At 43.5% G+C, this 15,387-nt stretch carries 11 protein-coding genes; 5 read left to right on the top strand and 6 right to left on the bottom strand.

Features of this window, described 5'->3' with window-relative positions; genetic code table 11:
• Positions 1-40 precede the first annotated feature (40 nt).
• On the top strand, positions 41-1,591 hold the full coding sequence (locus BM176_RS21535) for a helicase HerA-like domain-containing protein (protein ID WP_090106394.1): 1,551 nt from the start codon (positions 41-43) through the stop codon (positions 1,589-1,591).
• A 24-nt stretch (positions 1,592-1,615) separates the two neighbouring features.
• On the top strand, positions 1,616-2,668 hold the full coding sequence (locus BM176_RS21530; RefSeq protein ID WP_090106393.1) for a Gfo/Idh/MocA family oxidoreductase: 1,053 nt from the start codon (positions 1,616-1,618) through the stop codon (positions 2,666-2,668).
• Positions 2,669-2,860: 192 nt separating this feature from the next.
• Here BM176_RS21530 and BM176_RS21525 read toward each other — a convergent pair whose 3' ends face one another.
• Positions 2,861-4,777: a RecQ family ATP-dependent DNA helicase gene (locus tag BM176_RS21525; protein WP_090106392.1), complete on the bottom strand. Its 1,917-nt coding sequence runs from the start codon at positions 4,775-4,777 to the stop codon at positions 2,861-2,863.
• Between the two features lie 267 nt (positions 4,778-5,044).
• Positions 5,045-7,147, bottom strand: a complete 2,103-nt coding sequence (locus BM176_RS21520) for a heavy metal translocating P-type ATPase (protein ID WP_090106391.1) — start codon at positions 7,145-7,147, stop codon at positions 5,045-5,047.
• A gap of 115 nt (positions 7,148-7,262) precedes the next feature.
• Between BM176_RS21520 and tsaE the strand changes: the two genes are divergently transcribed.
• Positions 7,263-7,676 (top strand): tRNA (adenosine(37)-N6)-threonylcarbamoyltransferase complex ATPase subunit type 1 TsaE, encoded by a 414-nt coding sequence (tsaE, locus tag BM176_RS21515; protein ID WP_090106390.1) that lies wholly within the window; start codon positions 7,263-7,265, stop codon positions 7,674-7,676.
• A 68-nt stretch (positions 7,677-7,744) separates the two neighbouring features.
• The gene (locus BM176_RS21510) at positions 7,745-8,962 is read left to right on the top strand and encodes an alanine dehydrogenase (RefSeq protein ID WP_090106389.1); all 1,218 of its coding nucleotides are present in this window, start codon (positions 7,745-7,747) and stop codon (positions 8,960-8,962) included.
• A 5-nt stretch (positions 8,963-8,967) separates the two neighbouring features.
• Here the strand turns inward: BM176_RS21510 and BM176_RS21505 are convergent, their stop codons facing one another.
• The 4 genes from BM176_RS21505 to BM176_RS21490 form a co-directional block, all read right to left on the bottom strand.
• Positions 8,968-10,209, bottom strand: a complete 1,242-nt coding sequence (locus tag BM176_RS21505) for a PorT family protein (RefSeq protein WP_143097874.1) — start codon at positions 10,207-10,209, stop codon at positions 8,968-8,970.
• A 120-nt stretch (positions 10,210-10,329) separates the two neighbouring features.
• Positions 10,330-11,130: an undecaprenyl-diphosphate phosphatase gene (locus BM176_RS21500; protein WP_090106387.1), complete on the bottom strand. Its 801-nt coding sequence runs from the start codon at positions 11,128-11,130 to the stop codon at positions 10,330-10,332.
• 71 nt (positions 11,131-11,201) lie between these two features.
• Positions 11,202-11,471 (bottom strand): DUF3098 domain-containing protein, encoded by a 270-nt coding sequence (locus BM176_RS21495; RefSeq protein ID WP_090106386.1) that lies wholly within the window; start codon positions 11,469-11,471, stop codon positions 11,202-11,204.
• Between the two features lie 15 nt (positions 11,472-11,486).
• The gene (locus BM176_RS21490; protein WP_090106385.1) at positions 11,487-12,362 is read right to left on the bottom strand and encodes a cell division protein FtsX; all 876 of its coding nucleotides are present in this window, start codon (positions 12,360-12,362) and stop codon (positions 11,487-11,489) included.
• Positions 12,363-12,460: 98 nt separating this feature from the next.
• On the opposite strand from BM176_RS21490, the gene leuS reads away from it, so the two are divergent.
• On the top strand, positions 12,461-15,229 hold the full coding sequence (leuS, locus tag BM176_RS21485) for a leucine--tRNA ligase (protein WP_090106384.1): 2,769 nt from the start codon (positions 12,461-12,463) through the stop codon (positions 15,227-15,229).
• The last annotated feature ends 158 nt before the right edge of the window (positions 15,230-15,387 follow it).

The raw sequence follows: 15,387 nt of genomic DNA, 5'->3' as shown, positions 1-15,387 counted from the left end.
TCGTGATTAAATTTTTTATCTTCAATAAAAAATTTCTGTCATGGCTACTAAAGAAGCATTCCTGGAAAATATCCAGAACGGCTATACTTTTAAAGGTGAGCATTTTAAAGTGGGATGTGCCATGCTGGATGGCGAAGTGATAAGTGGGGCAGATATCTCCCTTCCTTTGAAAACACTCAACCGTCATGGTTTGATAGCAGGGGCTACTGGTACCGGTAAAACCAAAACACTCCAGGTAATTGCAGAAGGCCTCAGTGATGCCAGCGTACCCGTATTACTCATGGATATTAAAGGAGACCTCAGCGGTATTGCCGCTGCCGGTACCCAAAATGCAAAAATAGATGAGCGTTATCAGAAAATAGGTGGTACCTGGGCACCATCCGCTTATCCTACAGAACTACTCTCCCTCAGTAATGAAAAAGGTGCCCGTTTGCGCGCTACCGTTAGTGAGTTCGGACCTGTACTCCTTTCTAAAATTCTTGAACTGAATGATACCCAGGAAGGCCTGGTATCCATGATCTTCAAGTATTGCGACGATACCAAACTCCCCCTCCTTGACCTCAAAGATTTCAAAAAGGTATTACAATACGTGAGTGATGAAGGGAAAGCCGAACTTGAAAAAGAGTACGGTAAAATCTCTACTACCTCCGCCGGCACCATACTCCGCAAAGTAATAGGACTGGAACAACAGGGTGCCGACATCTTCTTCGGTGAAACCTCTTTCCAGGTAGAAGATCTTATGCGTATCAGCGATGATGGCCGCGGTATGATATCCATTGTAAGAGTGGCAGATATCCAGGATCGTCCCAAACTGTTCTCTACATTCATGCTTAGCCTGCTGGCAGAATTATATGCCACCCTACCGGAAGAAGGCGATCTGGACAAACCCAAACTGGTGATGTTTATCGATGAAGCTCACCTCATTTTCCAGGAGGCCAGCACAGCACTACTGCAACAGATAGAAACTATCATAAAACTGATTCGTTCCAAAGGTGTAGGCATCTTCTTCTGCACACAGAACCCTATGGATGTTCCTCCATCCGTATTGGGACAACTCGGCCTCAAAGTGCAGCACGCACTGCGAGCATTCACTGCCAACGACAGGAAAACCATCAAACAGACAGCAGAGAACTACCCGCTGTCCGATTTCTATAAAACAGAAGACCTCCTTACCCAGATAGGTATTGGAGAAGCTCTCATTACCTGCCTGAATGAAAAGGGGGTACCAACTCCACTGGCAGCTACTATGCTGGTATCTCCGCATTCAAGGATGGATATCCTTTCTGCTGCAGAAATAGACACACTCGTAAATTCATCTAAACTGGCAAAGAAATACAACCAGGAAATTGATAACGAAAGTGCCTACGAAATCCTGACAGCCAAACTGAACGAAGCTGCTGAAAAAACAGCGGCGGCAGCTCCTGCGGCAAAGGGTGGAAAACAGAAAGAGGAAAAGAGCATGCTGGAAACAGTGCTAAGCAGTTCTGCTGCCCGGCAGGTTGGTCGTACTGCAGCTAACATGATTACCCGTAGTCTGTTAGGAGCACTGGGACTTGGCGGTAAGAGCAGCAAAAAAAGCAGTTGGTTTTAATTTCATCTTCAAAACATAATACTCATGGATAAGATTATCAAAGCAGGGATTTGTTCCTACGGGATGTCTGGTAATATTTTTCACGCACCGTTCATTCATGTACATCCGGGCTTTTCATTCACTGCCGTAGTGGAAAGAAGTAAACATACAGCTCAGCAACGGTACCCCGACGTGAAAGTATATGCCAGCGTGGAAGAAATGTTGCAGGATGCATCGCTGGACCTTATCATAGTGAATACGCCCAACTATACACATTACGATTATGCCAAAGCAGCTCTAAACGCTGGCAAAAATGTAATTGTTGAAAAACCGTTCACCGTTCATACTCATGAAGGACAGGAACTGATAGAACTGGCCAAATCAAAAAACCTGCTGCTGAGTGTATACCATAATCGCCGTTATGATGGTGATTTCAAAATAGTGAAACAGGTTATCCAGAGCGGTGACCTTGGGGATATTTTAGAGGCTGAAATTCACTACGACCGCTACCGCGAAGAACTGAGTTATAAGAAACATAAAGAGGCTTCATTACCCGGCACCGGTGCTCTGTACGATCTGGGCTCACACCTGGTAGATCAGGCTCTGTTGCTATTCGGCATCCCTGATGCTGTATGGGCAGATATCCGCATTATCCGTAAAGACTCCCTGGTGGATGATTACTTTGAACTGGTACTGTTCTATGAAAACCTCCGCGTGCGTTTAAAAAGTAATTACATTGTAAGAGAACCACTACCCTCTTATCAGTTCCACGGACGTAAAGGCTCTTTCATTAAAACTAAAGCAGACATGCAGGAAACAATGCTGCAACAGGGATTAATGCCGGGAGCTCCAGGATGGGGTATAGAAGCAATCAATGAGTGGGGATTGCTGCACACAGAAAAAGACGGACAGGTAATAAAGCAGTATCTGCCTACCCCCAAAGGAAACTACCTGGATTACTATGATGATATTTATAATGCTCTCGCCAAAGGAGTTCCGAACCCGGTACCTCCTTCAGAAGGATTGAATGTAATCCGCATTATCGAAACTGCTTTTGAAAGTAATAAAGCGGGGAAAGTAATTCCGGTAAAGAAATAAGATGTATCAAAATAAATGAAAGTCTCAATCTGACAAGAGAGGGATTTATAAATGAAAAAAGGTTGTATCAAAAATATGGTACAACCTTTTTTCATTTAGGAGAGCTATGCTCGTTTATACGATCCCTGGGCCCTTCGTTTATTTTTGATATACCCTCTTATATTTTTACATCCTGCACTTTTCCGGAAGCATTTAGCTTTTTGCGGGCAACAGATATACCTTTCCATCCTGATCCCTTCCAACTCTCCCTTCCGAGATCAGGAACTGAATTACGTCTTTCAATGTCTCTTCCTTAATATGTGATAATCGCTTGTATAACAGGCTCCACTCTTCCGGTTGCGGTTGTAGTTGTAATAACAACTCATCAGAAAGTTGTTTGAAAGTCTGCCCTGTAACAGGTTTTACTTTTTGTTTTATACACACATCACAAATACCGCAGGCAGTAGCATCTTTCTCTCCGAAATATTTCGATATCACCTGTGTACGGCAGGTAGTACTGTTATTAATATAATGCAGCATTGCATCCAGCCTTTCCTTATATGTTCGCATACGTTCCCGTATGCGTAACATATCTACATACAAATGCTGTGCAGATACTCTGTCTTGTAAAAAAGTAAGTTGTGGTTCATCCTTACGCTGCCGGTAATGGATCATTCCACGGGTGTGCAGTTGCTTCAATCCTGCTACCACCTGTTCTTCTGTTAACCTTAACAGGCGGGCCAGTTGTTTTTCATATATTGGTACCGGGTTATCAAAAATACCTTCATAGGTACGCAACAGCCTTTTCACCAATGGTTCAAATGCAGGTTGTGCATCCTCAAAAGCATATAAGGTATCTTTATTCACAACAAATTCTACCATAGAAGGAAGGAACACGCTTTCACTCAGCTGTAGCACGCCTTCCTGTTCAAGGATGCGCATTGCACTGTATGTCATTGTCATGTTCAACTCAAACCGGCGGGCAAAATCGTTGATATCGAAATCATAGTAAACACCTTCGGCACTACCTACAGCCACTTGCAGGTAATTGACCAGGCACTGGAATACTTCTTTGATCTTGGGCAACTCCGGAAATTGCAGGGCGACGTTTTCCATCATATGCTCTACTTCCTCTGTATTATAAAGCAATACAGCGTATGCCTTCTGCTCATCTCTTCCGGCTCTTCCCGCCTCCTGATAATATGCTTCCAGGCTGTCCGGCGCATCGAAGTGAACCACTACCCTTACATCAGGTTTATCTATTCCCATCCCGAAGGCATTTGTACATACCATTACCCGGATCTGGTTTTTGAGCCATAACTCCTGACGGGCACTACGTTCATCTCCTGTAAGGCCGGCATGGTAATAACTGGCGGAGATACCATTTAATTCCAGTTGGTCCGCTATTTCCCGGGTTCTCTTACGACTACGGCAATAAACAATTCCACTACCGTTCACCCGTTGCATAATATGCAGGAGTTTAGCGTGTTTATCATCTTCCTGTAATATGTTATAGGAAAGGTTATACCGCGCAAAACTTTTGATGAATATCTGCGGCTGTTTCATCAGCAGCCTGTCACAAATGTCTGTCTGTACTTTAGGAGTAGCTGATGCAGTTAATGCCAGCACCGGTATGTTGGGGAAGTAACCGCGGATAGCCGCTATTTCAAGATATGCAGGTCGGAAATCATATCCCCATTGGGAAATACAATGTGCTTCATCTATTGCCAGCAGGTTCACCGGCATACCATCACAATACTCCAGGAACCGTTTGCTCTGCAATCGCTCAGGCGAGATATACAAAAACTTGAAATATCCCCGGCGGGTATCTTCCAGCAACCGCTCTACATCCTGATAATACATTCCGGCATAGATAGCCGCAGCAGGAATATTACGTCTTTGCAGATTGGCTACCTGGTCTTTCATTAATGCGATCAGTGGCGTTACTACCAGACATACTCCTTTCTTCATTAATGCCGGTACCTGGAAGCAAATAGATTTCCCACCCCCTGTTGGCATTAATGCAAGAGTATCCTTCCCATCACAGATGGACTGAACGATGTCCTCCTGTAAAGGCCGGAATTGGGAATAGCCCCAATATTTTTGAAGTATATCAGAAGGGGTAGACATAATAAAAATGCAACCGCAAAAGTAACAAAAAGCTGCAGGTCAGCGTACTTTTTTATATCTCACAAAATTGAAAACCAGATTCCTATCAGGCGGACTGAGGGAGTTTGCAGTTGATTATTAAATACACCTTGTTTGTCGTGATAACAAGGTGAAGTACAATCAGGGGTTTAATCTTTAATCTTATTCTAAAGCTAAATAGCGAACTAAACAGACAGACTCAGCGTATTTAATGATCAACAGCAAACGGATGTCAAATCATTAAAAAAATCAAAGCACTCTCTTATATCTCAGTCTGATGGAATTCACTGCCAGCACAATATCCGAGAGCGCCATTACGCCCGCACCCGTAATAGGGCTCAGCACGCCAAAAGCAGCAAAAGGAATAGCTATGATATTGTAGATAAAAGCCCAGAAAAGATTCTGTTTGATAGTCAGATAAGTATGCCGGCCTAATCCCAGCGCCAGCGGTAACGATGACAAATGATTATTCAGGAGAATTACATTCGCACTCTGCATAGCCACATGAGTGGCATCACTCAGGGAAATACCGATACTTGCCCTTGCCAATGCAGGCGCATCATTGATCCCATCTCCCACCATTGCTACCGGAGCCTCTTTCATCAGGGCATCAATCTTTTGCAACTTTTGTTCCGGTGTCTGACCGGCAAACACTTCTGTGATTCCTGTCAGTTCTGCTATTTCCTGGCACTTGCGTTCGGTATCGCCACTTAAAAGTACAGGTTGAATACCCCGCTGTTTTAACTGTTTTACCATAGTGGCAGCATCTGGTCGCAGTTCATCGGTAAAATCAATCCAACCGGCCAACTGTCCGTTCTTCAGTAAATAGATATTATGACTATCATCTTGTGTAGCCTGCTGTGCCATGATAAATGAGCCCAACTGCCATTCATTTCCCTGCTTGTCTGCCGCCTGCATACCTTTACCTTTCAACTCCCGGACCTGCTTTAAAGCCACCTCTGCAGCACCTTTCCAGATAGAGGTAAGAGAACGCGCAATTGGATGTGAAGAGTATTTTTCCAGGCTGTAAACTATGGATTTGAATTCAGCCTCCGTCATATCCAGATAGTTATATCCGCCCAATTGTAACTTGCCGGTAGTCAGCGTACCTGTTTTATCCAGCACCACATATTTAATATCCTTAAATGCTTCCAGGGTATTGGCACCTTTTATCAGGATACCGCTGCGGGCAGCACGGCCCAGTCCCACCATCACGGCTGCCGGTGTGGCCAGTCCCATTGCACAGGGGCAGGCTATGACCAGCACAGCTATGCTGCGCATAATCGATTCTCCTGCCGTTACATGGCCGAAAGCGAACCAGCCCAGGAAAGTGAGGACGGCAATGCCCAACACCAGCGGCACAAAAATGGCGCTGATCCTGTCGGCCAGTTTCTGCATCGCCGGTTTGTGCGATTGTGCCTGTTTTACAAGTTCTATAATATAGGAGAGTACAGTATCTTTCCCGGTAGCAGTGATGAACATTTTAATGCTGCCATCTTCCATAATGGTACCACCAATCGCTTTGTCTTTTTCTCTTTTTGCTACCGGTTCACTTTCGCCGGTGATCATTGCCTCATTAATATGTCCGCTCCCCCAATAGATAGTACCATCCATCGGGATTTTATCGCCCGTATTCACTAGTACGCGATCTCCCGGTTTCAGGAGCTGGTTATCTACTTCGTGAATATGTTCGTGATCTCCGTGAGTCTCTATTAACCGGGCAGTGGTCACCTGCATTTTTGCAAGAGCGGTGATAGCAGTAGTGGTTTGTTTTACAGAACGCTCTTCCAGCAGATTGCCCAGGAATACCAGGGTGATGATAGCAGCAGCCGTTTCATAGAACATATAATCGGGCCCCAGGTGTAACAGGGTTCCTGTAATACTGTAGCCATATGCAGCGGTAGCCCCCAATGTGATCAGTACATCCATATTGGCCATCCTGTTCACCAATGATCTCCAGGCGCTACGTCCAAAATGCCATAATCCAACCAGATACACGGGAGTAGACAATGTCAGTTGCACCAGTGGATCATGCAGCCATGCCCATTGTACCCACATATGCAGCAGCAAGGGCGCTGTAAATATTGCACAAAAAATGAATTTGAATGTGAGGGTATTGAGAAAGGCCGTTTTTGACTGTGGCTGGTTTGGCAATACTACCTGGTACCCCATTTGGCTGATCCCTGTCAGCACCTCATTCACTACATGTCCTTCCGGTAATACAAAACTCAGATCATCTGTGGCGAAGTTCACGTTCACTTCCTGCATACCTTTTTGCTCCAGATATTTGGATACAGTGAGTGCACAGTTTGTGCAATGCATGCCTTTTACTTTCCAACTAATCGTTTCCATGATAAAATGTATATAACATCAATATCAAAATACCACTACAAAGGTACCCTACACTGTTTTATGCTAATAAAATATTAATGCAACGGAGTAGCAATGCATTAGCTAAATTTACTCCATGGAATGGATCTTTTCTGAAGAACAATTGCCAGCTACAGTACAACTCTTCTGGCAATATTACAAGGAGCAACATGTATTTACCCTGGAAGGACCAATGGGAGCAGGTAAAACTACTTTGGTAAAGGCATTGTGTGCGGCGAGGGGTGTAGAAGATGCCACTGCCAGTCCTACTTTTTCTATTATCAATCAATATCTTTCCGGGGATGGGCAGCCTATCTACCATCTGGATCTTTACCGGCTCCGTGATGAAGAAGAAGCGATAGCTGCAGGCGTAGAGGATACTATTTACCAGCCCGGGGCCATCTGTTTTATAGAATGGCCGGATATTATAGCCCCCCTGCTACCTTCGGATACTATCCGTTTGCAGTTGTCAGTTTTACCCGACCAAAAAAGGCTTTTACGTGTCGGATAATGCTGTGAACAAAATCCTGTATCTTTGGAGACAAGGTAATAATCACCCGGTTCAATTCTGATATTCATATGGAGCAAAGGCAAAAACCTGTTGTGAGTGCTGGTTTTACATATTCACCGTTGGAAGAAACGCTGGATATCCCTCAAAAAAATTCCCGTTTATTTATAGGCATCCCGAAAGAAACCTCCTTCCAGGAAAACCGCATTGCATTAACACCAGATGCAGTAAGTGTATTGGCTAGTAATGGTCATCATATAGTGGTGGAACATAGAGCTGGCGACGGCTCTCATTTCTACGACACAGACTTCTCAGAAGCAGGAGCAGAGATCCTGTATGATAAAAAAGAAGTATTTAAAGCGGAGATCATTGTAAAATCGGCTCCGTTGAGTGATGAAGAAATAGAACTGCTGCGTCCTCACCAGATAGTGATATCCCCTATTCATCTGGCTGCACTGAAAGCGGAGCAGGTGCAGAAGATGATGGAAAAGCGGATCACACTCCTCTCTTTCGAGAACCTGAAAGATGATGCAGGTACTTATCCAATTGTAAGAGCGATGAGCGAAATTGCCGGAGGAGCAGTAATGCTGCTGGCCGGACAATACCTGAGCAATGGCAATAAAGGGAAAGGTATCCTGTTGGGCGGTATCACAGGTATTCCTCCTACCAAAGTAGTAATTATAGGTGCAGGTATTGTAGGTGAATTTGCTGCCCGTACGGCACTCGCGCTGGGGTCTTCCGTTAAAGTATTTGATAATAACATTTATAAGCTGAAGCGCCTGCAGAATAATATAGGCGTACGTTTATTCACCTCAGTGATCCAGCCGAAAATACTGGGAGACCAGCTACGTACAGCAGATGTGGCTGTAGGTGCCCTCTCTTCACAGAGCGGACGTACTCCCATCATCGTTACTGAATCTATGGTCAGTAACATGAAAGCCGGTGCTGTAATTGTTGATGTAAGTATAGACCGTGGCGGGTGTTTTGAAACATCAGAGATCACCAGTCATGAGAACCCGATATTTAAAAAATATGATGTTGTACATTATTGTGTACCCAATATCCCATCGGGATTTGCCCGTACCGCCTCACAAGCAATCAGTAATGTACTGATGCCACTGCTGCTGGAAGCAGCAGATGATGGCGGTTTTGAGAACCTTGTATGGATCAAGCGTGGCGTACGCAATGGCATCTATCTTTACAAAGGAGCACTCACCAACTATCACCTGAGTGAGAAGTTCAAACTGAAATATACAGATCTGGAATTACTGCTGGCTGTAAAAGGATAACGCTTTTAAAAGCGATATCCTGCAATTACCTGTAAAGAGTTCACTTTTACACCACTGGATGAATAAGGAGAGAATCCGTTACTGGTTGCATATCTGAACTCTACATTCAGTTTATATACCTGTACGCCAGCTCCTGCAAAAAAGGACTGCTCATAAGTACGCGGACCATCAATACCCACATCCTCTCTTCCTGATGAGCGTTTCCAGGTATTATCTTTTGTTGATAGCACCAGTGAGTTGCTGATCCCCACATTAGCGATAGGTCGTATCAACCCTTTAGGATAAGTGTACCTTATCATGGTATTTAACCCCACATAAGAAAAGCCAAACTTTACAGAAGAACCGTCTTTTGCAGTGCCCTCCGTTTTTACTGTCTTATACATCAATTCATTAATAAATGAAAATTGTCTTCTGTTGCGGTTAAATGCCAGATCCATGAAAACTCCTGCAACCGGGCTGGTAGAAGAATGATAGTTACTTCCGTCGAAGATGTACACCGGCCCCGAAAATTTGAAGCTATTGGAAGATATACCTGCTATTACACCAAATAACAACGTTTTTTTCTCCTTCTTTCTTACAAATTGCTTCCCGGAAGGATTTTTACAATTGTTGTAACCAAGAAACAGATTCATGATATTATCTTCTCTGTATGCGACATGTAATGCCCTTTTGGCCACACCCGGACAATCTGCAAATATTGCAGCCAGCTGCTGCTGGTATGTTCTACCTTCATAGATCCCTGTAATGGTACTATTGGAAATAAATGATCTTACATACTCCAGCTCCCAGACAGATCCAGGTTTACTGGCAACTTCATATACAAAATGATGCCTCGAGCTTGCATCTGTATAATCATAGAGATTATATTCACCTGTTACTATCACCTGCAGGAAAACGAGTGTATCCTGTATAACACGTTTTGTAAATTCGTCCAGGTTTTCCATATTCTGGTTGGTAATATCCAGTTTTACCTGCCGGCTTACATATGCTTCATCAGGCGTTGCAACCCGGAATGCTTTAATTTCTCCAGGGCCAAAATGCTGCTCTTTTTCATCAGTGAGGCTCTCTTTAAAACGGATTTCTGATGGTGAAATATTCCAGTTACGGTAATCAACAAATCCTCTGAGCGAATCATTCTGGAGAGTTGTAATAACAACAGGAACATAATTACGTTGTGCAGATACAACAGTCGTAAAAAAGCTCAGGAACACAAACAATAACGATAATCGAATAATTGGCGCTGACATGAATATAGGAATTTTATAAAAAGGTAGAGTTGATTAAAAACAAAACAGGGACACCTGAAACCACATACAAGAGGTTTCATCACTGTCTCTTATTGGAAGGGGGACCTTTTTTAGTCCACCCTATATGTAAAGTTTATACCCCATACCAATAGCAACCAGGATAGCAATCCCTACTATGATACGGTAATAGCCCCATACCCGGAAGCCATATTTTTTCAGTGTAGTAATAAAGAATTTTATAGCGATCATTGCCACAATGAAAGCAACGATATTTCCTACCAGTAAAAGTTTGATATTCTCAGGATGGGAGATCAGCAAATCACGTTCTTTCAGCAGCTTATAACCCGTTGCAGCAGCCATAGTAGGTACTGCCAGGAAGAAGGAGAATTCTGCTGCTACGTTACGGGTCAACTTTTGCTGCATTCCGCCAATGATAGTAGCGGCACTACGACTTACGCCGGGAATCATGGCGATACATTGCCAGAAACCAATCCTTAATGCCCTGAATAAACTGATCTGTTCATCATCCTTTACTTCCGGTTTGGTAAACCAGTTGTCTACAAAGAGCAATACTATTCCCCCCAGGAATAATGTAATTCCTACCACCAGCGGTTTTTCCAACAGAGCATCTATCTTATCTGCCAGCAGGTAACCGATTATGAGTGCCGGTAATACTGCAATGATCAGTTTTATATAGAAGTTGATCCTGTTCTTATCAAATACAAAAAACTTTTTCCAGTACAATACCACTACAGCCAGGATAGCTCCTAACTGGATACATACCTCAAACAGCTTGGTAAATTCATCCTTATTAATGCCCAGCAAGGCACTGGTGATAATCATATGCCCGGTAGAAGATACAGGCAAAAATTCGGTCAGTCCTTCAACAATTGCAATAATAACTGCTTCCAGTATGCTCATGACAACTTACTTATTTATTCAAAAAAAAAGCGATGAACGTTCATCGCCAATATTATTTAAACTGAATAAAATCAGGCTTTCGCTTTAGGCTTACGCATAATAGCGTAGATCTCTACAATAAGACCTATTACTATAACGGTAGGAGCAACTGTGATGCGGCGGAAGCTATATACTTCTTCTGGTTTGAAATGATTAGGATCATCGGTATAACCACCCATCATTAACAGAAAACCTATAACAGTGATTGCCAGCCCTGCTATTACTATTTTGTAGTTATCTTTCGCGATAACAGGCTTGCTTTCTATTACTGCTTTTTCGATGTGTTTGGTTTCTTTACTCATAGTATGTTGAAATTATCAATAGAGATCATCCAGTTTCAGACGCAGATACTTCATTACCGAGCGATGGGTACTTACCAGCGATATACAGATACCGATGAGAATCATACCCAGGAATAATACAGAGATCATGAAGTAATCCCGCATGCTGCCAAGCTCAGGCAGCAGCTGGTCTGCAAAATATAAAATGCCTACCAATCCGGCAATAGCCAGTATAGCACTTAAGGCACCGTTAATAATACTGCGTATATCAAATGGTTTGGCAATGAACCAGCGTGTAGCCCCTACCATTTGCATGGTTTTTATGAGGAAACGATTGCTGAACATAGCCAGACGGATAGTATTATCGATCAGGAAAATCACGACCAGGGCCAGGAGTAAACTTACTCCCAGGATTACCAGGCCTATTTTACGCACATTTTCATTCAGCTTGCTTACCAGCACTCTCTGATAGGAAATTTCCCTTACAATACTCTGCTGGGTAAGATTAGCTTCAATAATTTTAAGGCTGTCCGGGTTCACATAACGCGCATTGCCTTTGATATTGATACTGGCATAAAGCGGATTATATTGTAACAGGTTAATGAAATCTTCGCCAAATTCTGTTTTAAAGCGCTGAGCTGCCACATCCTTGGAAACATACTCAATCGATTTGATGTAAGGTCTCTGGGCAATGGAATCTTTCAGTGCAAGTGCCTGATCTTCTTTTACATTGTCCCTCAAAATCACCTGTATCTCAATACTTTCCTTAAAATACTCACTTAATTTATTGGCATGGATAACAATCAGCCCTAGTATTCCCAACAGGAATAACACCAGCGCGACTCCAATAATGGAATATAAATAGGAAGGTTTGGATTTTTTTGATGATGATTTACCGGGTTGCTGCGCCATTAATCTACCGTTTACAGGCGAAAATAACAAAAATTAGCAGTTATGTTTACTTTTGTCATCCTTTAACGTTATTTTAAGTTAGTTAGATAATCAGAAATATGGAATACAATTTCAGGGCTATTGAGAAAAAGTGGCAGGAACACTGGGCAAATACCCACGCCTACCGGATAAGCAACAACAGCCCCAAGCCCAAATGTTATGTACTGGATATGTTCCCTTACCCTTCGGGAGCAGGCTTACACGTAGGTCACCCGCTGGGATACATTTCTTCAGATATCTATGCCCGCTATAAAAGACTAAAAGGCTTTAATGTACTTCATCCTATGGGATGGGATGCCTTTGGTCTGCCAGCAGAACAATATGCCCTGGAAACAGGTCAGCACCCTGCAGTTACAACTGCACAGAACCTCGCCGCTTTCCGTAATCAATTGGATAACATCGGCTTTTGCTTCGATTGGGAACGCGAAATTAAAACCAGCGACCCGGCTTATTATAAATGGACACAATGGATCTTCCTCCAGCTGTTCAATAGCTGGTTCAACCGCTCCCTGCAGAAAGCAGTGGGTATAGACTCCCTGATAGCTCTCTTTGAAAGTAACGGGAACGCAGGCCATGAATGCCCCGGCGACCGCCATATAAAATTCACCGCGGCAGAGTGGAAACAATATAATGAAGCTCAGCAACGCGAAATATTAATGCACTACCGCCTGGCATACCTGGCCTATGCAGAAGTGAACTGGTGCCCTGAGCTGGGTACTGTACTGGCCAACGATGAAGTGGTAAACGGTGTAAGCGAACGTGGCGGGTATCCTGTTATCAAAAAGAAAATGCGTCAGTGGTTCCTGCGCATCACAGAATATGCCAACCGCCTGTTGGACGGACTGGATACTGTATCCTTCAGCGATGCCATGAAAGAAATGCAACGCAACTGGATCGGTAAGAGCCAGGGCGCTGAGATAACCTTCAAAATTGATGGTGCTGCTGAAGATACCATCACAGTATATACAACCCGCCCGGATACTATTTTCGGTGTCGACTTTATGGTACTGGCACCGGAACACGAACTGGTAGCTAAGATCACCACCGATGCAAAAAAGGCGGAGATAGAAAAATACCTGGACTACGTTCAAAGCCGTTCAGAAAGGGAACGTATGGCAGAGGTGAAACAGATCACAGGTGCCTTTACCGGTGCTTATGTACAGAATCCTTTTAACGGGAAACTCATTCCTGTATGGATCTCTGAATATGTACTTGCTGGTTATGGTACCGGTGCTATTATGGCCGTACCATGTGGCGATCAGCGCGATTTCCTGTTTGCCAAACACTTCAATATACCCATCACCAATATTATTGGCGATGCCTTTAATGGTGAAGAAGCAAATCCTACCAAAGACGCTACCCTGCAGAACAGTGACTTCCTCAACGGAATGAATATGAAAGCTGCTATGGATGTTGCAGCCGATAAGGTAGAAGCATTGGGCATAGGCAAACGTCAGATCAACTATAAGATGAGGGATTCAGGTTTCAGCCGGCAGCGCTATTGGGGCGAGCCTTTTCCTGTCACCTACAAAAACGGTATTCCATACGCACTGGAAGCTAAAGATCTGCCGGTAACATTACCTCATGTGGAAAATTATAAACCTGGAGATGAAGGTGAAGGCCCGCTGGCCAACATCACAAACTGGGTGAATATCGACGGCGAAACCAAACGCGAAACGAATACAATGCCCGGTTATGCAGGCAGCAGCTGGTACTTCCTCCGTTATACAGATCCGAACAATTCAGAAGTATTTGCAGATCGAAGTGCGACTGACTACTGGAACCAGGTGGATGTATACGTAGGCGGTACAGAACATGCTGTAGGTCATCTGTTGTATTCCCGTATGTGGACAAAAGCACTGTATGATCTGGGTTATATTGGCTTTGATGAGCCGTATAAAAAACTGATCAACCAGGGCATGATCGGTGGAAGTTCCCGCCTGGTATATCGCGTACGTGGTACAAATACTTTTGTCTCTCACGGACTGAAAGATCAGTATGAAACAGATGCATTACATGTAGATGTAAATATAGTGGATGGTGTAGAGTTGGATCTTCAGGCATTTAAGAAATGGAAACCCGACTATGCCAATGCTGAATTTATCCAGGAAAATGGTAAATACATTTGCGGTACACAGCTTGAAAAAATGAGCAAACGCTTATTCAACACAGTGAATCCTGATGATGTAGTGGAGAAATTCGGTGCAGATACTTTCCGTATGTATGAGATGTTCCTGGGGCCCGTAGAGCAATCCAAACCCTGGGAAACAAAAGGCATTGAAGGCGTGCACCGCTTCATAAAAAAACTGTGGAGATTGTTTGCCGACGAACAGAAAGGACTGATCGTAAAAGATGGTGAAGCTACTCCGGAAGAACTGAAAGTATTACACAAAACCATTCAGAAGATAGATGCAGATACCGAGAACTTCTCTTACAATACTGCTGTAAGTCAGTTCATGATCTGCGTGAATGAATTGAGTACACTTAAGTGCAATAAGCGCAGTATCCTGGAACCTTTACTGGTCCTGTTAACGCCTTATGCACCTCACGTGAGTGAAGAACTCTGGCATTTATTGGGTAATACTTCCAGCATTCTCGATGCACCTTATCCTGTATTTGAAGAGAAACATGTAAAAGAAAGTGCCTTCAATTACCCCATCGCTGTAAACGGGAAAACCCGCACAGAGCTTAGCTTTGCTCTCGATGCAGATAATGCTGTTATCGAACAGACCGTAATGGCAAATGAAATAGTCCAGAAATGGATGGAAGGGAAACCGGTGAAAAAGGTGGTGATTGTGAAAGGAAGAATGATCAATATTGTGATATAGCAGATTTTATTTATAAATATTTTATAAGAATGATCAATTGCGAATGCAGTTGATCATTCTTATTTTAAACAATACTGCTAAAACATCACAATGACATTAGCGGTAACAGCAGCGGGGTTTACAGGAAATATATACTGTTCTTTTTTTTAGCAGGTTTT

This window comes from Chitinophaga sp. CF118 (assembly GCF_900112615.1).
In the GTDB taxonomy this organism is placed as follows: Bacteria; Bacteroidota; Bacteroidia; order Chitinophagales; family Chitinophagaceae; genus Chitinophaga.
Note: the sequence above shows the minus strand (reverse complement) of the source record. Positions and strands in the feature narration are given on the sequence as shown.

Bases quoted from the DNA above. Each gene is read 5' to 3' on its own strand.
- BM176_RS21535 (WP_090106394.1), top strand. From the start codon at position 41: ATGGCTACTAAAGAAGCATTCCTGGAAAATATCCAGAACGGCTATACT.
- BM176_RS21530 (WP_090106393.1), top strand. From the start codon at position 1,616: ATGGATAAGATTATCAAAGCAGGGATTTGTTCCTACGGGATGTCTGGT.
- BM176_RS21525 (WP_090106392.1), bottom strand. From the start codon at position 4,777: ATGTCTACCCCTTCTGATATACTTCAAAAATATTGGGGCTATTCCCAA.
- BM176_RS21520 (WP_090106391.1), bottom strand. From the start codon at position 7,147: ATGGAAACGATTAGTTGGAAAGTAAAAGGCATGCATTGCACAAACTGT.
- tsaE (WP_090106390.1), top strand. From the start codon at position 7,263: ATGGAATGGATCTTTTCTGAAGAACAATTGCCAGCTACAGTACAACTC.
- BM176_RS21510 (WP_090106389.1), top strand. From the start codon at position 7,745: ATGGAGCAAAGGCAAAAACCTGTTGTGAGTGCTGGTTTTACATATTCA.
- BM176_RS21505 (WP_143097874.1), bottom strand. From the start codon at position 10,209: ATGTCAGCGCCAATTATTCGATTATCGTTATTGTTTGTGTTCCTGAGC.
- BM176_RS21500 (WP_090106387.1), bottom strand. From the start codon at position 11,130: ATGAGCATACTGGAAGCAGTTATTATTGCAATTGTTGAAGGACTGACC.
- BM176_RS21495 (WP_090106386.1), bottom strand. From the start codon at position 11,471: ATGAGTAAAGAAACCAAACACATCGAAAAAGCAGTAATAGAAAGCAAG.
- BM176_RS21490 (WP_090106385.1), bottom strand. From the start codon at position 12,362: ATGGCGCAGCAACCCGGTAAATCATCATCAAAAAAATCCAAACCTTCC.
- leuS (WP_090106384.1), top strand. From the start codon at position 12,461: ATGGAATACAATTTCAGGGCTATTGAGAAAAAGTGGCAGGAACACTGG.